This window comes from Novosphingobium pokkalii, from assembly GCF_014652855.1.
Classification (GTDB): domain Bacteria; phylum Pseudomonadota; class Alphaproteobacteria; order Sphingomonadales; family Sphingomonadaceae; genus Novosphingobium; species Novosphingobium pokkalii.
On record NZ_BMZP01000012.1, the window covers coordinates 1 to 19,051 of the forward strand.

Here is a 19,051-nt window from a genome sequence, read left to right on the forward strand (position 1 = left end):
CTTCACACGCGGCTTCACGTTGTAGTCGATCACCCGCTTCACGCAGACCAGGGCTTTCATCGATTGTGTCTCCTCAGAACTCGCTCAGCATGCCACGACGTTGACCGCGAGGCCGCCTTGCGAGGTTTCCTTGTACTTGTCACGCATGTCTGCGCCGGTTTGGCGCATGGTTTCGATCACCTTGTCAAGGCTCACCATGTGCTGCCCATCGCCCAGCATGGCCAGGCGCGAGGCGTCGATCGCCTTGACCGCGCCCATCGCGTTGCGCTCGATGCAGGGGATCTGCACGAGGCCACCAACCGGATCGCAGGTCAGCCCCAGATTGTGTTCCATGCCGATTTCGGCAGCATTCTCGATCTGGGCGTTGTTGCCGCCCAACGCCGCCGTCAATCCGCCCGCCGCCATCGAGCAGGCCACGCCCACTTCGCCCTGGCAACCCACTTCCGCGCCGGAAATCGAGGCATTGCGCTTGTAGAGCGCGCCGATCGCCGCCGCCGTCAGCAGGAACGTGCGCCGCCCGGCCTTGTCACCGCGATAGCAGCGTTCGTAATAGCGCAGCACGGCCGGAATGATCCCCGCCGCGCCGTTGGTCGGCGCGGTCACCACGCGCCCACCGGCGGCATTTTCCTCGTTCACCGCCATGGCCCAGAGGTTGATCCAGTCGAGCACGGCGAGCGGTTCGGACAGCGACATCTGCTGGCGGTGCTGCAATTCCTGCGCCAGCGCAGCGGCGCGGCGGCGCACCTTGAGCCCGCCGGGTAAAGTGCCGCCCTGGGCGCAGCCGCGATCGATGCAGGCGGCCATGGTATCGGCCAGCAGATCGAGTCCGGCCTCCACTTCCGACGGGCTGCGCCAGGCCAGTTCGTTGGCCAGCATGATCTGCGCGATGGAGAGGCCAGTCCTCTCGCCAATCTCGATCAATTCGCCAGCAGAGGCAAAGGGATAAGGCGGCGCCGGCAGATCCAGAGCCGGCGCATTGCGGATCACTTCGTCCTCGTCCAGCACGAAGCCGCCACCCACCGAATAGAACAACCGGCGGGTGAGCATCTCGCCTGCCGCGTCGAACGCCGCCAGGGCCATGGCATTGCTGTGATAGGCCTGCCGCTCGCGCTGGAGAAAGCGCATGTCCTGCGCCGGGGCAAAGGCCACCTCGTGGCGCCCGAGCAGGGCCACGCGGCCCGACTGTTCCACGGCCGCGACGATGCCGGGCACGGCATCAGGATCGGTCGTGGCGGGAATTTCCCCGGCCAGCCCCAGGATCACCGCCACGTCGGTGGCATGGCCCTTGCCGGTCAAGGCCAATGACCCATAGAGATCGACCGAAACCCGCGCAGTGCGGGTCAGCAGGCCCGCAGCCTCCAGCGCTTCGGTAAAGCGCCGGGCCGCCACCATCGGCCCCACGGTGTGGGAACTCGACGGGCCGATGCCGATCTTGAACAGGTCAAAGGTGCTGACGATCATGGCCGCTCCGGAATGCCCGCAATCATCGCGGGGTGGTTCCAGCTTGCCAGAGCGCGCAACAAATCACCACCGGAAAGACCGATCGTTGCGGTATTGCGCAAGGGATGAACGTGGACCTGCGCCGCGTCGGCCAGGTCGGTGTCGATCACCACGCGCACCGCGCCATCGGCATCGTTGATCGCCGCCAGCGGCGTGACCGCGCCGGGCGTCACGCCGAGCAGGCGCTCCATGTCTTCGGCCTTGCCAAAGCTGAACTTCTTGGCGCCCACCGCCCCGGCCAGGGCTTTCAGGTCCACCCGCTTGGCGTGATCGACTGTCACCAGCCAGAAGCTGCCATCGGCGTTCTTGAGGAACAGATTCTTGGTATGCGCGCCGGGCAGCGCGGCGTGGATCGCCTCGCTTTCCTCCACAGTGAACACCGCCTCGTGCTCCAGGCTGGTCCAGGCAATGCCCAGCGCCTCGAGATCGGCATAAAGCCGCGTTTCGCTCATCATCCCGGCCCTTACTTGAACACGATCGTGCGATGGCCATTGAGCATCACACGATGCTCGCAATGGGCCTTGACCGCACGGGTCAGCACGCGGCTTTCGGTTTCCTGACCCTGGGCGATCAGGTCATCGACAGTGTCGGCATGGTCCACCATCGAGACATCCTGCGCGATGATCGGGCCTTCATCCAGATCGGGTGTCACGTAGTGGGCGGTCGCGCCCACCATCTTCACGCCACGCTCATAGGCGCGGTGATAGGGCATGGCGCCCTTGAACGCGGGCAGCGAAGAGTGGTGGATGTTGATCACCCGGCCTTCCAGCACGCGGCAGGTGGCATCGGACAGCACCTGCATGTAGCGCGCCAGGATCACCAGATCGACCCGCTGCTCCTCGATCAGGGCCAGCAGGCGGGCCTCCTGCTCGGCCTTGGTCTCGGGCGTGATCGGCAGGTGGTGGAACGGGATGCCTTCGTGCTCCACCCGGCGCTGCCAGGTGGTGTGGTTGGACACCACGCTGGTCACTTCCATCGGCAGATAGCGCGTGGCGGTGCGATAGAGCAGATCGTTGAGGCAATGGCCGCCCTTGGAGACCATGACCAGCGCCCGGACCTTGACCGACAGGTCGAACACTTTCCAGTCGATGCCATAGGCACTGCCGACCGACAGGAACGCCTCGTCGAAGCGTTCCACCGTCATCCCCGGCGGCGCAGTGAAGGCCACGCGCATGAAGAAGCGGCCGGTCACTGCATCGTCGAACTGCGCGCTTTCGACGATGTTGCAGTCCTGCGCCGAAATCGACGTGGCGATGGCCGCGACGAGGCCCTTGCGATCGACGCACGAGACCAGCAGCACGAAATCGGGTTTCAAAAGCGCCACGTCAGTTCCCTTTTGCTGGTTGTCGTTGCGGATGGCCCCGCCCTGATGAACTGCCTGATAAAGCGAATGCCGGGCAACCGGAACGGGCCAGCTTCCACAATAAGCAGATATAATCTGGTAGTTCAGGCATCATGATGGCACAAGAGTGTCTGACCGCGGCGCGGGAGGGTGCGCCGCGCAAGGATCATGCCCATGCGCCTGCCCGCCGAATTCGATCTGCACGGCTTGGAAGTGTTTGTCCTGACAGTGGAACTGGGCGGGATGACGGCCTGCGCCCAGCAATTGCGGATCACCCAGTCGGCCGTTTCGCAAACCATCACGCGGCTGGAACAGGGCATCGGCGCGCCGCTGTTCGATCGCTCGCTGCGGCCACTGGGCCTGACCCCCTCGGGCCGCGCCCTGCACGAACGCGCGCGCAAGCTGCTGGCCAATGCGCGCACCGCCTATGACGAAGTGCGCGAAGGGGCGCAGCAGCCGATCGACCAGTTGACCGTGGGCATGAGCGAAAGCCTGGCCAACCTGCTCACCGCCCCGCTGCTCCGCCGCCACGGCATGCGCGTCGGCTCGTGGCGGGTGCGCTCGGGCATATCGCTGCGCCAGCAACAGGAATTCCTGGCCCGGCGTTGCGACATGCTGGTAACGGGCAGCAATACGCTGGAAAAGCATCCCGGCATCGAGCACCACGACGTGATCGACGATCCTTTCGTGATGATCTTTCCGGCCGATCACAATGGCAGCATCGATCCCGCCGACGTGGCCGAGCGCATGCCGTTCGTGCGCTATTCGCTCGACACCGGCATGGGCCAGCGGATCGAAAGCCAGCTCACCCGCATGAAGCTGCGGCTGCCCAACGTGATCGAGGTGGAGATCATCCACCAGCAATTGACCACCGTGGGCATGGGCATCGGCTGGAGCATCACCTCGCTGCTGTGCCTGGCCGCCCTGCCCCAGTTGATGCCGCAACTGCGGGTAGAGCCGCTGCCGCGCGGCCGCTTTGCCCGCCGCATCCAGGTGGTGGCGCGCATGGGCGAGCTTGGCGATCTCCCCGGCCAGACCGCTGCGCTGGCGCGCGAAACCCTGCTAGACCAGGTGCTGCCCCCGCTGATCACCACGTTGCCCTGGGCGGGGCCGCTGTTGGGCTGAGGACAGGCGGAGAATTACGAAATTTAGTTTATCTATCCGTTTTGAAGGGAACCATCGCCCGGCATGGCGATTGTGCCGACAACGCGATGGTGCGCGTGGGGCACGCCTGACCGGGTGTTTTGGGGAACTCCGGCCAAATCATGACGAATATTCCACTTTCCAGGCAGGTTGCCGGGATTTCCCATGTTTCGCTGGCCGCCGCGATCGATCAGAGCGTCGATTGCGTCAAGGTGGTCAATCTGGACGGCACCGTTGCCTACATGAATCCCAACGGCCTCTGCGCCATGGAGGTGGATGATCCGGCGCAAGTGCTGGGCAAGCCATGGGCCTTGTTCTGGCCTGAGGACAGCCGGGACCGGATCGAAGGTGGCTATGCCGTGGCCCAGGCTGGCGGCATCTCGCGCTTTCGCGCGTTCTGCCCCACCGCCAAGGGCAGCCCTCGCTGGTGGGACGTGAGCGTGTCCGGCCTGCGCGACGACAGTGGGAAGCTGAGCAGCTACCTGGCCGTCTCGCGCGACGTGACCGAGGCGGAACTGGCGCGCCAGGTGCTGGAAACCGCCACGCGCGAATTGCACCACCGGCTCAAGAACACCTATACGATCATATCGAGCCTGATCCGCAGCTTCGCGCGCGGTGACACGCACAACAGCGCCTTTGCCGCGCATATGGCCGAGCGCCTGCTGGCGATGGGCCGCGCGCAGGCGCTGTTCACCAGCCAGGACGTGCCGTGCAGCCTGGTCGATCTGATCGACGCGCTTACCGCGCCTTTCAGCACGGAGTTCTGCCCGGTCGAGACAACCGAGGTGGCCGACATGCCGATCGCCCGCGCCCTGGCCGACACGATCGCCCTGGTCGTGGGGGAACTGGCGGTCAATTCGTCCAAGCATGGCGCCATCGCCCATGGCGGCCGCATCACGCTATCCAGCCAGTTGGACGGTGGCGACATCATCCTGGTCTGGCATGAGATTTCGAAGCGCGCGGTTCAGGCCACCACGCGCGAGGGCGGGCAGGGCCTCAATCTGATCAACCGCATCGTGCTGTTGCGCGATGGGGCGATCGACCTGGACTGGCAGGCCGACGGCCTCACCGCCACGCTGCGCTTCAAGGACGCCGCCCCCGCCCCTATTGACTGACGGTCGTCAGGCGCGCTCGCAGGCTTTCAAAGCGTGCCACAGCCAAGGGGCAAAGCTGCGCCAGACGAACACGCGGAAGGCGGTTTCGCTTTCGCGCCACAGGATCACTTCGACGGTTTCATAGACGGTGCGTGTGGCCCGGCCCACGGCAAACCGCTCCACATCGAGTGGACAGCCCGACGCCACGGTGCGCGCCGCGCCGGCGCCTTCCACCCGGATCACCACCCCGCGCGCGGAAATGTCCACCACGCTGACCGGCTGCCCGGCGCCATCGGGCAGCACGGTGCCGGCGGGCAGGTCCGCCAGCCATTCGTCCGGACCCAGGCAGGCCAGCCCATCCCGCGTTTCGCCGATCCGCGCTGGCACGGGGCGGCCGATCACGGCGGCCAGCGCGTCGGCCGTGCGCGCACGCAACGACCAGCGGCTTGCCGGCGGCTCCAGCGTGAGCGCCACGCCCGCAGCGGTCGTGGCCTGGCTTTCGAGCGCCAGATCGGTGCCGGCCACCGCCAGCGCAGGGATCGCAATGGCTTCAGACATCAAGGCGGCTCCCTTCGGGATCATAGAACACGGTGCTGGCGGTCACCCGCGCGCGGATCGTGCGCCCCGGCATCGGCACGTGGATCACCTGCCCATCGCGCGCGCGGCCATCGGCAATCACCGCCATGGCGATCGAGCGGCCCAGCGTGGCGCTGTGGTAAGACGAAGTGACATGGCCCAGCATCGTCATCGGCACCGGCTGGTCGGGATCGGCCACGATCTGCGCGCCTTCCTCCAGCACGTCCTGCGGGTCTTCGGTCAAGAGGCCGACGAGCTGCTTGCGGCCCGGCGCGGCCATGTCTGGCCGGGAGAGCGAGCGCTTGCCGACGAAATCGGGCTTCTTGGTGCCCACTGCCCAGGCCATGCCGGCGTCATCGGGCGTGAGCGTGCCATCGGTATCCTGACCGACGATGACATAGCCCTTTTCGGCGCGGAGCACGTGCATCGTCTCGGTGCCATAGGGGGTGATGCCATGGGCCTGCCCGGCGGCGTGGATCGCCTGCCACACCATGCGCCCGTGCTCGGCCGGGACGTTGACTTCAAAGCCGAGTTCGCCGGTAAAGCTCACGCGGAACAGACGGGTGGGAACGCCGCAGATGCGCCCTTCGCGAATGGCCATGTGGGGGAACGCCGATGGGCTCAGGTCGATGCCTTCCACGAGCGGGGCGATCACGGCGCGGGCCAGCGGGCCTTGCACCGCAATCACCGCCCACTGTTCGGTCGTGCTGGTCAGCCAGACGTCGAGATCGCTCCATTCGGTCTGGAGATAGTCTTCCATCATCGCCAGCACGCGCGCCGCGCCGCCGGTGGTGGTTGTCAGGTGAAAGCGATCGGGCGCCAGGCGCGCAGAAACGCCATCATCGGTGATGAACCCATCCTCGCGCAGCAGCAGGCCATAGCGGCAGCGGCCCGGCTGCAAGGCTTTCCACGGGTTGGTGTACATGCGGTTGAGGAATTCGGCGGCATCGGGGCCGACCACTTCGATCTTGCCGAGGGTGGAAGCGTCGAACATCCCCACCCGCTCGCGCACGGCCAGGCATTCCCGCGCCACGGCGGCGTGCATGTCTTCGCTCCCTTGCGGGAAATAGCGCGCGCGGCGCCACTGCGCCACGTTCTCGAACACCGCGCCATGGTCGGCGGCCCAGCCATCGATCACCGTCTTGCGGATCGGCTGGAACAGCGCATCCTTATGGTGCCCCATCAAGGCGCCAAAGGTCTGCGGCGTATAGGGCGGGCGGAACGTGGTGAGGCCGATATCGGTGACCGGCTTCGCCAGGCTGCCCGAGGCGATCTGCAAACCGTTGAGATTGCTGGTCTTGCCCTGGTCGGTCGCCATGCCGTTGGTGGTATAGCGCTTGATGTGCTCGATCGAGCGCATGCCCTCGCGCACGGCCAGGTCGATGTCGCGCGCCTTCACGTCGTTCTGGAAATCGACGAAGGCCTTGGTCTGCCAGATCGGCTTGGGGCCGGGCAGCGTGCCGAGCGCCAGGCCCGATCCCATGTCCCAGGCCCCTGCCCCGGCGCCCACGGCGCGGCAGTTTTCCTGCGCCACATCGGGCAGATAGGCCCCCCAATCGGCGTCCCAGCGCAGGCTGCCCTTGGCGTGGCTCCACAAGTGCACGGTCGGCGTCCAGCCGCCGGCCATCAGCAGGGCATCCACCGCCAGTTGCTGGGCATGGCCGGTGCCGTTGGCGGCAAAGGTCACGCCGCTCACCCCATGGCGCCCGGAAACGCTGGTGACGGCATGGCCGAGGTGCAAGGCAATCCCCGCCGCGCGCGCCGCCGCAACCAGATCGGGCGCCACATCGCTGCGCAGGTCGATCACGGCGACCACGCCCACGCCCGCCGCCTTCATCGCCATGGCATCGCGCCAGCCGCTGTCGTGCACCGCCATCACCGCCACGGCGCGGCCCACCGCCACGCCATAGCGCACAGCCAGGGTGCGCCCGGCGCTGCTCAGCATCACGCCCGGCACATCATTCCCATCGAACACCAGCGGGCGTTCGATCGCGCCCTGGGCCAACACGACTTCGCCCGCGCGGATACGCCACAGGCGTTCGCGCGCACCCTTGGCCTGTTCCGGCGCGAGGTGGTCGGTCAACTGCTCCACCGCGCCCACGAAGTTCTGGTGGTAATAGCCGAACGCCGTGGTGCGGGTAAGCACGGTGACATTGCCGAGCCGGCGCAGCGCCATGGTCTTGTCGGCCAGTTCGCCCCACAAGGCGCGGTCAGCCAGGGCGCCGCCACCCAGTTCGTCCTGCTCGTCGATCAGGATCACCCGGCCGCCGTCTTGCGCCGCCGACAGCGCTGCCTCGATGCCGGCCAAGCCGCCGCCCACCACCAGCACTTCGCAATGGGCATAGGTGGCATCGTAGTGATCGGGATCGCGCGTCGTCGGGCTGGCCCCTAGCCCGGCCATGCGACGGATCGCCGGCTCATAGAGCTTTTCCCAGGCCGAGCGCGGCCACATGAAGGTCTTGTTGTAGAACCCGGCGGGAAACAGCGCGCCCAGCCGATCGTTGACCGCGCCCAGATCGAACCTGAGCGAGGGGAAGCGGTTCTGGCTCTGTGCGTTGAGCCCCTGATAGAGCGCAACCGACGGCGCGCGCAGATTGGGCGTGGCGCGGCCCCAGCCCGGTGCCGTTGCGCCGCGATCAACCGTGACCAGCGCATTGGGCTCTTCCGTGCCCATGCCGAGAATCCCGCGCGGGCGGTGATACTTGAACGAACGGCCGAACAGCATCTGGCCCGACGCGACCAGCGCGGAAGCCAGATTGTCGCCGGCAAAGCCGCGATAGGCGCGGCCATCGAAGGTGAAATCCAGCGGTGCGGCGCGGTCGATCCGCCCGCCGGCAGGAAGACGATAGCCGCTCATCTGCGCGGTTCTCCGGCCTTGTAGGTCTGCTCGAAACGGTCGCTCACGGTATCGCGCACCGCGTTGAAAAAGCGGCCGCAGCCATGGGTGTGGCGCCAGCGTTCATGGTGGCGCCCGCGCGGGTTGCGGCGGATATAGAGGTAATGCTCCCAGTCCTCATCGCTCAGCGCGGCAGGATCGAGCGGGCGGGCGATATGCGCCTCTCCGCCATAGACGAATTCCACCTCGGGGCGGTCTTCCTCGCAATAGGGGCAATGAATCAACAGCATGGCTTGGTTCCCTGCGCCTTGCTCAGTGGGCCACGGCGGCGGCCGCCGCCTCGTCGATCATCCGCCCGTTGCGGAACCGGTCGAGATTGAATGGTGCGTTGATCGCATGCGGCGCATCGTGGGCGATGGTATGGGCCAGAAGGTCTGCCGCGCCCGGCGTCGCCTTGAACCCGCCGGTGCCCCAGCCGCAGTTGGCATAAAGGCCCGGCACCGGGGTCTTGCCGAGGATGGGGGAGCGGTCGGGCGTCACGTCCACGATCCCGCCCCAGGTGCGCAGCATGCGCATGCGGGTGAAGATCGGGAATATCTCGCAGATCGCCGCCAGCGTGTGCTCGATGATGTGGAACGCGCCGCGCTGCGAATACGAGGTATATTGGTCCGTCCCCGCGCCGATCACCAGCTCGCCCTTGTCGGACTGGCTGATATAGGCATGCACGGTGTTGGACATGACCACACAGGGGAAGATCGGCTTCACCGGCTCCGACACCAGCGCCTGGAGCGGATAGCTTTCCAGCGGAAATTCCAGCCCCGCCATGTTCATCACCACCGACGTGTTGCCGGCCGCCGAAACGCCGATCTTCTTGGCGCCGATGAAGCCGCGCTCGGTCTCCACCCCCAGCACCGCGCCATCCGCGCCACGGCGAATGCCGGTGACGGCGCAATTCTGGATGATGTCTACGCCCAGCGCCGTCGCCTTGCGGGCATAGCCCCAGGCCACGCTGTCGTGCCGCGCGGTGCCGCCGCGCCGCTGCAATGCCCCGCCCAGCACCGGATGGCGCGCGTTGGGCGAGATATCGAGCGGCGGGCAATAGGCCTGGCACTCTTCCGGGCTGAGCCATTCGTTGTCCACGCCGTTCAACCGGTTGGCGTGGATGTGGCGCTTGAAGCTCTGGATATCGTGCACGTTGTGCGCGAGCATCAGCACGCCACGCTTGGAATACATCACGTTGTAGTTGAGCTCCTGGCTCAACCCGTCCCACAGCTTGACCGCGTGGTCATAGAGATGGGCGCTTTCATCGTAGAGGTAGTTGGAGCGGATGATCGTGGTGTTGCGCCCGGTGTTGCCGCCGCCCAGCCAGCCTTTCTCGATCACCGCCACATTGGTGATCCCATACTTGGCCGCCAGATAATAGGCCGCGCCCAGCCCGTGCCCACCGGCGCCCACGATGATCACATCGTAAGACGCCTTGGGAGCCTTGTCCGGCCATTGCTCCGGCCAGGCCTGATGCCCGGAAAAAGCCTGCGCGATGAGATTGAGCCCGGAAAAGCGCATCATCTTATGGCCGTCCTGCCGCTTCCAGCGCAGCCTTGCCGCGCTCCACGTAAAAGGTCTTGAACGCATCGACGAGGTTTTCTTCCAGGGCGTACATGCCTGGGCGATAACCATCGGTGGCGATGCCGGCGTGGTTGATTTCGGCCAGGTGCCGGTCCTGCCGGTTGGTCGCCTTCCACACGCGGGTGAGGTTCTCGACCGTGTAGTCCTCGCCCTCCACCGCATCCTCGTGCACCAGCCAAGACGTGCGGACAAGGGTGCGGCCCGGCGCCACCGGCATCACGCTGAACGTCACGACATGGTCGCAGCAGAAATGGTGCCAGGAATTGGGATGGGTCCACACCGAAACGCTGGTCGGCTCGGCATGGTCGATCGGCCAGATCAGCTTCTTCGAGGCCGGCTGCCCGTCGATGGTCTGCGACAGAGCACCGTTGGCCAGGCCCAGCCGGCCCACGCGGTGCCAGCCCTTGTCGGGAAACTCCACCAGGTCCTGCCAGATGCCCATGGCCTGCCAGCGCTTGCGCTCGGCATCCACGTCCGCCTCGGCACTGGCCACGCCGTCTTCGGGATTGCCCCGGCCAAAGCCCGATCCGCTCAGCGACTGGAGCAGTTCGGGATGGTTGCTTTCGCAGTGATAGCATTCGCGGTTGTTTTCCATGACGAGCTTCCAGTTGGCCTCGTCATGAAGATCCTCGGTCGCCGCCACTTTCAGCTTGTCGAGGTTGTAGAGCGCAATGCCGGCGGCAATGTCCGCCTTGGCGCGGTCGATCGGCGGCGGATTTTCGGCAAAGCACACGAACAGCAGCCCGCCGCAGTTTTCCAGCGCCACCTCGCGCAGGTTGTGCGCGCTCTTGTCGAACGCCTCGGGCATGCCGCGCGCGGCGATCAGCTTGCCATCCAGGCCGAACGTCCAGAAGTGATAGGGGCACATCACGCGCGGCATCGTGCCGCTCTGCGCCTCGCACAGCCGCGACCCGCGATGGGTGCAGGTGTTGTAGAACGCGCGGACCACGCCATCCTTGCCGCGCAGGATCACGACCGAATTGTTGGCCATCTCGAACACGTAGAAGTCACCGGGGTTCTTCACGTGCGCCACGGTGCAGGCATAGAGCCACACCGACTTGAGCATGACTTGCGTATCGAAGGCGAACGCCTCCTCGCTGGTGTAGAGGCGTTGCGGCAGGGTGTAGCCGGGGCGATCCTGGTTCAGCAGTTCGGCAATCGGTGCGAAATCGTGCATGGGGACTAGCTCCGCAGTGCAGTGTTTTCCGGGTCGAAGGGCGAGTCTGGGATCACCACGGCCTTGTGCGGGGCGCCGAGGATGGAAATTTCCAGCTCGGTGCCGATTTCTGCGTGCTCAGGTGCGATCATCGCCAGTGCCAACGACTTGGCCACACGCCAACCATAGCCGCCCGACGTGGCTCGGCCAACCAGTTGGCCGTCGCGATAGATCGCTTCGGAACCGCGCGCGTCCGCATCGCTGACGCCCAGCACTTCCAAAGTCACGAGTTTCCAGGAAAGCCCGGCTTCCTGCTTCGCCAGCAGCCCGTCACGGCCGACGAATTCGGGCTTCTTCATGGATATGAAGCGTTCAAGCCCGCTTTCCAGGGCATTGTATTCCACGGAAAGTTCACGCGGGATCAGCTTGTAGCTCTTTTCCAGCGCCATCGAGGTCATCGCGCGGATGCCGAAGGGCTTGATGTCGAATTCCGCGCCGGCGGCCATCAGCTTGTCGAAGATGTAGTTCTGCATCTCGATCGGGTGGTGGAATTCCCAGCCCAGTTCGCCGATGAAATTCACCCGCAGCGCATCGCAGGGCGCAGCACCGATGGAGATGCGCTTGCCGGTCAGCCAGGGGAACGCCTCGTTGGACAAGTCTGTATGCGTCACCTTGGCCAGCACGTCGCGCGCACGGGGGCCGGCCAGGACCAGCACGCCCATCGCCGTGGTCAGCCGCTCGAACTTCACCGAGCCATCGGCGGGCAGCGCCTTGACCAGGTAATCATGGTCGTGCGCTTCCAACGCGCCGGCGGAAACCAGATAATAGCTTTGCGGCCCGCGCTTGTAGACGGTGAATTCGCTGCGCACGCCGCCCGCAGGGGTCAGCAGGTAAGACAGCGAGACACGGCCGATCTTCTTCGGCACGGCATTGGACAGGAGCTTGCCCAGCCATTCTTCCGCACCGGGGCCGGAAATGAGGCACTTGGCAAAGGCACTCATGTCCTGGATACCAACCTTTTCCGTCACATGGCGGCATTCGTTGCCAACATGCTCGAAGTAGTTGGAGCGACGGAACGACCACTTTTCGCGGATCGGCGCACCGGGCACATCGGGATGGTTGTGGTTGAGCAGCGTCTCGGGCTTGTCGAGATCGGCCTCGCTCAGTTCATAGCCTTCGGGCGCGAACCAGTTGGGGCGTTCCCAGCCGAACACGCTGCCAAACACCGCGCCCAGCGCCTTCATGCGATCGTAGCACGGCGTCTGGCGCAGCGGCCGCGCGGCCTCGCGCTCTTCGTCCGGGTAGTGGACGGTAAACACCTTGGCATAGGCTTCCTCATTCTTTTCGATGAGATAGCCTTCGTCGGCATAAGTACCGAAGCGGCGCGGATCGACGCCCATCATGTCGATGGTGGGTTCGCCGTCCACGATCCAGTGGGCAAGCTGCCAACCCGCGCCGCCGGCTGCGGTGATGCCGAAGCTGTGGCCTTCGTTGAGCCAGAAGTTCTTCAGCCCCGGCGCAGGACCGACGATGGGCGACCCGTCGGGCGTGTAGGCAATGGCGCCGTTGTAGACTTTCTTGATGCCCAGTTCGCCGAAGGCGGGCACGCGCTCGATGGCCGAGAGAATGTAGGGCTCCAGGCGTTCGAGCGCATCGGGGAACAGTTCGTATTCGCTGTTGGCTGCCGGCCCCTTCACATAGCAGGCCGGCGCGCCGACTTCGTAAGGGCCAAGCAGCAGGCCACCGGCTTCCTCGCGCATGTACCAGCTCGAGTCGCTTTCGCGCAGCACGCCCATTTCGGGCAGGCCCTTGGCGCGGCGCTCCATGATCGCAGGATGCTGCTCGGTAACGATGTACTGGTGCTCGACCGGGATCACCGGCACGTCGAGCCCGACCATGGCGCCGGTCTGGCGGGCAAAGCTGCCGCTGGCCGAGACCACGTGCTCGCAGGTGATCTCGCCCTGGTCGGTTGCCACGACCCATTCGCCATTGGCCTTCTGGGTGATGCCGGTGACCGTGGTGTTGCGCAGGATCGTGGCGCCACGCTGGCGCGCGCCCTTGGCCAGGGCCTGGGTCAGGTCGGCGGGCTGGATATAGCCATCGGCCGGGTGCTGGATCGCGCCGAGCACGCCATCCATCTGCGCCAGCGGCCAGATTTCATGCACTTGCTCGGGCGTGAGGAAATTCACCTCGACGCCAATGGTCTTGGCCACGCCCGCGTAATAGCGGTATTCGTCCATGCGGTCCGGGCTGTTGGCCAGGCGGATGTTGGACACGCGCGAGAAGCCGACATTGAGATCGGTTTCGGCTTCCAGGCTGGGATAGAGATCCACCGAATACTGGTGCAGCTTGCCCACCGAATAGGACAGGTTGAACAGCGGCAGCAGCCCGGCGGCATGCCAGGTGGAACCCGACGTCAGTTCCTTGCGCTCGATCAGCACGACATCGGACCAGCCCATCTTGGCCAGGTGATACAACGTGCTGACGCCAACGACGCCGCCACCAATCACCACAACGCGCGCACTCGTCTTCATGTCATGCCTCGGCTTTGCTTGGCTGCCTATGAACCGAAGGGCTATGTCACTGCGGGAAGCTTCGCAATCACGCCGCAGCACCATTCCATAAACTTATGCAAGTGATTAGAAATAATGCTTCCCGAAAGGACAAGCGCGCTTTCGTCGCGAGTCCTTTTCCGGGCCGATCCGGGCTGCGCCGATGCGACCGCACGGCCGCTGGCGCGCGCCCTGCACGGCATTAGGCAAGTTAATGGGAATAGTAAGTAGGCATTATTCGTACAACGCCGTGAGCGGAGAATATAAATTAACGAATATCAGATACTTGCCCAAATTCCTCGAACCCGCCAACTGCTTATCGCCCCATCTTTCCGCGTGTTTCCTAAGTCTTGCTGCATCTGCGTTCCTGATGCACGATCCGGGTGCAGGTTATTGTGCCCCCGCAACGAGGGGCCGGCTTGGAGGGAAGCTGTCATGCGTCACCTGGTGCACTCGGGCCTTGGCCTGGATCAACAAATCCATCTCAACACGCGCAATCCCCGCTCGCACGCCGTCGGCCGGTTGAAGGCACTGGCGCTGAACGCCACTGCCCTGACCGCAACGATGCTGATGCCGGGCCTGGCCCACGCGCAAGCCGCCCCGGCCGATGCCGCGACCGTCGCGCCCCAGGGCGAAACCGGCACCGGCGATATCGTGGTGACCGCGCAGCGCCGCGAACAGAAGCTCAACGACGTGGGCATCGCCGTCTCGGTCATTTCGGCCAAGGACTTGCGCGCGCTCAACATCAACAACGCCACCGATATCGTGCGCGCCATCCCCAACCTGAAATACAACGCCTATGGCTCCAGCCAGGTGGTGTTCAACATTCGCGGCGTGTCGCAGAACGACTATGGCGACCAGCAGGAACCCCCGGTCGCGGTCTATCAGGACGACAGCTACGCCGCCTCGATCACCACGGCGAGCTTCCCGATCTTCGACCTGGCGCGCACCGAGGCGCTGCGCGGGCCGCAGGGCACGCTGTTCGGCCGCAATGCCACGGGCGGCGCGGTGCAGTTCATTTCCAACCAGCCGAGCCACGAATTCGGCGGCTATGTCTCGGCCACGACCGGCAGCTTCAACCAGTCGGTATTCGAAGGCGCGATGACCGGCGGGCTGACCGACACGCTCGCGGCGCGCATTTCCGGCGTCTATGATCGCGACTCCGGCTATATCAAGAACCTGCTGCCGGGTGGCGCAGACCTGGGGGCCAACAACCACTGGGCCACGCGCGGCATCCTGCAATGGGATCCGACCAGCGATTTCCACGCGCGCCTGACCGTGCGTTATTCCCAGGCCGACCATGAGCGCCAGGCCGGTGTCTATTCGCTCACCCCGGCCTGCCCCAACGCCCAGTACCAGGGCGAATTCCTCGCCGCCAACCAGGTCTGCGATTACTGGAACAACTACGGCGGCGTATCCTACAACGGCGGCGTGCCGGGCTCGGTCGCCAATGGCTATGCCAACCCGGCGATCGCCGCCAGCCAGGGCGGCAATCCGTGGCAGACCTATAGCGCCGGCGAAAACTACGTGAACCGCAAGACCTTTGCCGCCACGCTGCGGCTGGAAGGCAAGCTGGGCGCGTTCGATGTGACCTCGATCACCGATTACCAGAACCTCGCCAAGTTCTATATCGAGAGCGACGATGGCGTGCCGGGCCTGCCCTATGTGGAAGGCGCCGCGCTGCCGCCCTTCACCACCGGCCCTTGCGCCAGCGCGCCGACGATCACCTGCTATGCCTCGGGCACGGTGTTCTACCAGCGCGCCCGCACCCAGCAACTGACCCAGGAACTGCGCGCCGCCGCGCGCTTCGGCGCCAACTATCTGACGTTCGGCGCCTTCGGCATGCTGCTCACCGGCAATTACGGCGCAAAATATGCCACCCCGTTCGACCAGTACGATCCCACCGTCAACTTCTACCAGCGCACCAAGTCTTTCGCGGTCTTCGCGCAGGACGAATACAAGTTCGACGATCACTGGAAGCTGATCGTGGGTGCACGCTACTGGCGTGACAGCAAGCTGGCCTGGTATCACGCGGTCGAGAACATTTCCGGCCTCACCGTGAACTGGGGACCGAGCGGGATCAATTTCTACGATCCCACCGGCGCGGCCGATGCCGCCGGGATTACCGTCACGCCGGCGGCCGCCTCGCCCACCTATGACGGCGTCACCGCACGCGCCGAGCTGGATTACAAGCCGGGGCCGGACACGCTGCTCTATGCCAGCTACAACCGTGGTTCCAAGTCGGGCGGGTTCACGTTCTCCACCGGCACGCCCTATCCGGGCCAGGCGCTGATCGACACGATCAACAACATTCCCTACCGGCCGGAAACGCTCAACGACTATGAAGTCGGTCTCAAGACCAAGATCGGCCGCAACGTGCAGTTCAATCTTGCTGCATTCTACTATGATTACAAGAACTACCAGGCCTATGTTCAGGTCGGTTATACGCAGTTGGTGCGCAACCTGCCGGCCACGATCAAGGGCGTGGAAGCCGAGCTGACCGCGCACCCGATCGAGGGCTTCACGCTCCAGGCCTCCGCCGCCGTGCAGGACAGCAAGGTCAAGAACGTGCTGCTGCCCGATGGCGTCACGCTGGTGAATCACGACCTGCCGCAGGCGCCGGGTTTCTCCGGCAATGCGCTGGTCCGCTATGAATTCGGCATGGGCGGGGCGCGCGTCTCGCTCCAGGGCGATGCGCTCTACACCGGCAAGTTCTGCTTCTCGGTGCTTTGCGCGCCGGTCGAGCGGGAGAGCGCCTATCACGTGGAAAACCTGCGCGTCGGCGTGATCCCGGCAGGCGGCAAGCTGGAACTGGCGTTCTTCGTCAACAACGTGTTCAACCGGGTCTACCGCTCCTACACCTTCGACGGGTCGCTCTATTGGGGCGATGCGCTCAGCGTCTATGGCAAGCCGCGCACCTGGGGCCTGACCGCCCGCGTGAACTTCGGCAACTGACCTTTCAGCGGGACGATTGCAGCGCCGCCAAAACTGTGATCCAAGATACTGCAATCGTCCCACGGAAAGAGCCGAACCGATGAAACGCATGCGCCAGGCTGTTCCCTTGCTGCTCGCTTGCGCCGCCCTGGGCGCCAGCGCGGTGCTGCCTCGACCGCAAGCCTACGCCGATGTGCCGAACGATCGCGCCGCCGCGCCCGTGGCCGGGGCGGAATGGCCGCTGACCGGGGGCGATACCGCCGGCACCTGGTTCTCCTCGCTGGCCGATATCAATGAAACCAACGCGGCCGATCTGGGCTTTGCCTGGTCCTATGACATGGGCACCGAGCGCGGGCAGGAAGCCACGCCGCTGGTTGTCGACGGGGTGATGTATACCTCGGGCATCTGGGGCAACGTCTACGCGCTCAATGCCGCGAGTGGCGAACTGCTGTGGCAATACGATCCGCAGGTCGATGGCCAGTGGGGCCGCAATGCCTGCTGCGACGTGGTCAACCGGGGCGTTGCCTATCGGGACGGCGTGGTCTTCGTCGCGTCGGAAGACGGCCGGCTCCACGCCATCGATGCCAAGACCGGCCAGGCGCGCTGGATCGCCGACACGATCGTCAACCACAAGCAGCCCTATGCCTCCACCGGGGCCGTGATCCTGACCAAGGACAGCGTGGTGATCGGCAATGCCGGAGCCGACATCGGCGATGGCGACTTGCGCGGCTATATCTCTGCCTGGGACATCAGGACCGGTGCGTTCAAGTGGCGCTTCTTCACCGTGCCGCCGGCGCCGGGCCAGCCCTTCGAGCATCCCGAACTGGAACTGGCCGCCAAATCCTGGGGGCCGAACCGCGACGGTCGCACCCAGAACGGCGGCACGGTGTGGGACGGGCTGTCCTACGACCCCGTGACCGACCAGATCGTGTTCGGCACGGGCAATGCCTCCCCCTACCTCCGCTCGGCCGATGGCGTGCGCCACGACGATCTGTTCAACGCCTCAATCATCGCGGTCAACGCGCAGAACGGGCGGATGAACTGGTACTACCAGACCACGCCGGGCGACGAGTGGGACTATGACGCGGTCCAGAAGTTCGTCTTCGCGAACCTGCCCGTGGATGGCCAGCCCCGCCGCGTGGTGATGCAGGCGTGCAAGAACGGTTTTTTCTACACGCTGGACCTGAAAACCGGCAAACTGCTGGCCGCCGATCCGTTCACATACGTGAACTGGGCCAAGGGCGTGGACCTTGCTACCGGCCGCCCGCTGGTGACCGCGCAGGCCGACTACGCGCGCGAGCCCAAGAACGTCTATCCCTCGTGGGCCGGTGGGCACACCTGGAACCCGATGTCGTTCAGCCCGCAGACCGGCCTAGTCTACATCCCCGCAATCGATGCCGGCAATGTGCTGCTCAACATGAAGGCCAATGGCGGCTCGCTCACCCACCTTGAAGGGTTCTTCTCGTCGGACGGGATTTTCCCGGACGATCTCTATGATCCCGCCGCGCTCAAGCGGGTGTTCGGGCCGCTGCCGGCCAAGGACGCCTTGCAGAAGGAGCGCCCTGGCGTGAAGCTGGTGCGCGAAGTGCTGCGCGCCTGGGATCCAGTGGTGAAAAAGGTGGTGTGGGAACACGTTACCTCGCAAGGCGTGCGCGGCTATGACGGCGGGGTGCTGAGCACGGCGGGCAACCTGGTGTTCCAGGGGCGCGGCGATGGCAGCTTGTGGATCTACAACGCCCGCACCGGCGCGCCGATCAAGACGATCCAGACCGGCAGCCACATCATGGCCGCGCCGATGACCTACAAGGTGAACGGCGTGCAATATGTCGCCGTGCAGGCCGGCTATGGCGGATCGGGCATCACCTTCCCGATCCCGCCGTCGAGCGCGGCCTATGCCCATCGCAACGCCAACCGCATCCTGGTGTTCAAGCTGGGCGGCGGCGCGGTGCCGGCGCCCGACAAACGGGAGGTTCCGCCCTACCTGCCCCCGCCCCCGTTCAAGGCCACGCCCGCCCTGATCGCGCGTGGGGAGGACAAGTTCACCGAGAACTGCTCGCGCTGCCATGTGCTCGGCTCGCCCGGCGTGACGCCCGACCTGTCGCGCCTGCCGCCCGAGGTCCACGCCATGTTCAATGACATCGTCTTGAAAGGCGCGCTGGCACCGATGGGCATGGCACGGTTCGATGATGTGGTGACAAAAGCCGATGTGGAGGCCATCCATGCCTACCTCATCGACCAGCAGCGCCAGGGGTACCGGGCGCAGCAGTCTGCCAGGAAAGCGAGCCACTGATC

The 19,051-nt window shown here is 65.3% G+C and carries 13 protein-coding genes; 4 read left to right on the forward strand and 9 right to left on the reverse strand.

Annotated elements, in window-relative coordinates; all coding sequences use genetic code 11:
* Positions 1–84: 84 nt before the first annotated feature.
* The 3 genes from IE191_RS13135 to purU are packed head-to-tail and all read right to left on the reverse strand — an operon-like array spanning position 85 to position 2,815.
* A complete protein-coding gene (locus tag IE191_RS13135; protein WP_308432908.1) occupies positions 85–1,461 on the reverse strand; it encodes an L-serine ammonia-lyase in 1,377 nt (458 codons plus the stop codon).
* On the reverse strand, positions 1,458–1,955 hold the full coding sequence (locus tag IE191_RS13140; protein ID WP_191324830.1) for a prolyl-tRNA synthetase associated domain-containing protein: 498 nt from the start codon (positions 1,953–1,955) through the stop codon (positions 1,458–1,460). The genes IE191_RS13135 and IE191_RS13140 overlap by 4 nt, the downstream gene beginning before the upstream one ends.
* Positions 1,956–1,963: 8 nt before the next feature.
* Positions 1,964–2,815 (reverse strand): formyltetrahydrofolate deformylase, encoded by an 852-nt coding sequence (gene purU, locus IE191_RS13145; RefSeq protein WP_229815369.1) that lies wholly within the window; start codon positions 2,813–2,815, stop codon positions 1,964–1,966.
* Positions 2,816–3,016: 201 nt separating this feature from the next.
* Between purU and IE191_RS13150 the strand changes: the two genes are divergently transcribed.
* Positions 3,017–3,967, forward strand: a complete 951-nt coding sequence (locus IE191_RS13150) for a LysR family transcriptional regulator (protein WP_191324832.1) — start codon at positions 3,017–3,019, stop codon at positions 3,965–3,967.
* Positions 3,968–4,107: 140 nt separating this feature from the next.
* A complete protein-coding gene (locus tag IE191_RS13155) occupies positions 4,108–5,100 on the forward strand; it encodes a PAS domain-containing protein (protein ID WP_191324833.1) in 993 nt (330 codons plus the stop codon).
* 6 nt (positions 5,101–5,106) lie between these two features.
* Here IE191_RS13155 and IE191_RS13160 read toward each other — a convergent pair whose 3' ends face one another.
* From IE191_RS13160 to IE191_RS13185, 6 genes are read right to left on the reverse strand one after another with little or no spacing between them, the layout of a single operon-like run.
* Positions 5,107–5,637, reverse strand: a complete 531-nt coding sequence (locus IE191_RS13160; RefSeq protein ID WP_191324834.1) for a sarcosine oxidase subunit gamma — start codon at positions 5,635–5,637, stop codon at positions 5,107–5,109.
* Positions 5,630–8,512 (reverse strand): 2Fe-2S iron-sulfur cluster-binding protein, encoded by a 2,883-nt coding sequence (locus IE191_RS13165; protein ID WP_191324835.1) that lies wholly within the window; start codon positions 8,510–8,512, stop codon positions 5,630–5,632. Before IE191_RS13165 ends, IE191_RS13160 begins: the two co-directional genes overlap by 8 nt.
* On the reverse strand, positions 8,509–8,781 hold the full coding sequence (locus IE191_RS13170; protein WP_191324836.1) for a sarcosine oxidase subunit delta: 273 nt from the start codon (positions 8,779–8,781) through the stop codon (positions 8,509–8,511). The genes IE191_RS13165 and IE191_RS13170 overlap by 4 nt, the downstream gene beginning before the upstream one ends.
* Before the next feature lie 22 nt (positions 8,782–8,803).
* A complete protein-coding gene (locus IE191_RS13175) occupies positions 8,804–10,057 on the reverse strand; it encodes a sarcosine oxidase subunit beta family protein (protein ID WP_191324837.1) in 1,254 nt (417 codons plus the stop codon).
* Between the two features lies 1 nt (position 10,058).
* Entirely contained in the window at positions 10,059–11,294 is a 1,236-nt protein-coding gene (locus IE191_RS13180) for an aromatic ring-hydroxylating oxygenase subunit alpha (protein ID WP_191324838.1), read from the reverse strand.
* A 5-nt stretch (positions 11,295–11,299) separates the two neighbouring features.
* The gene (locus IE191_RS13185) at positions 11,300–13,807 is read right to left on the reverse strand and encodes a GcvT family protein (RefSeq protein ID WP_191324839.1); all 2,508 of its coding nucleotides are present in this window, start codon (positions 13,805–13,807) and stop codon (positions 11,300–11,302) included.
* Between the two features lie 453 nt (positions 13,808–14,260).
* Between IE191_RS13185 and IE191_RS13190 the strand changes: the two genes are divergently transcribed.
* On the forward strand, positions 14,261–16,780 hold the full coding sequence (locus IE191_RS13190; protein WP_229815351.1) for a TonB-dependent receptor: 2,520 nt from the start codon (positions 14,261–14,263) through the stop codon (positions 16,778–16,780).
* A gap of 79 nt (positions 16,781–16,859) precedes the next feature.
* Positions 16,860–19,049, forward strand: coding sequence for a PQQ-dependent dehydrogenase, methanol/ethanol family (locus IE191_RS13195; protein ID WP_191324840.1), 2,190 nt, complete (start codon positions 16,860–16,862; stop codon positions 19,047–19,049).
* Positions 19,050–19,051 lie beyond the last annotated feature (2 nt).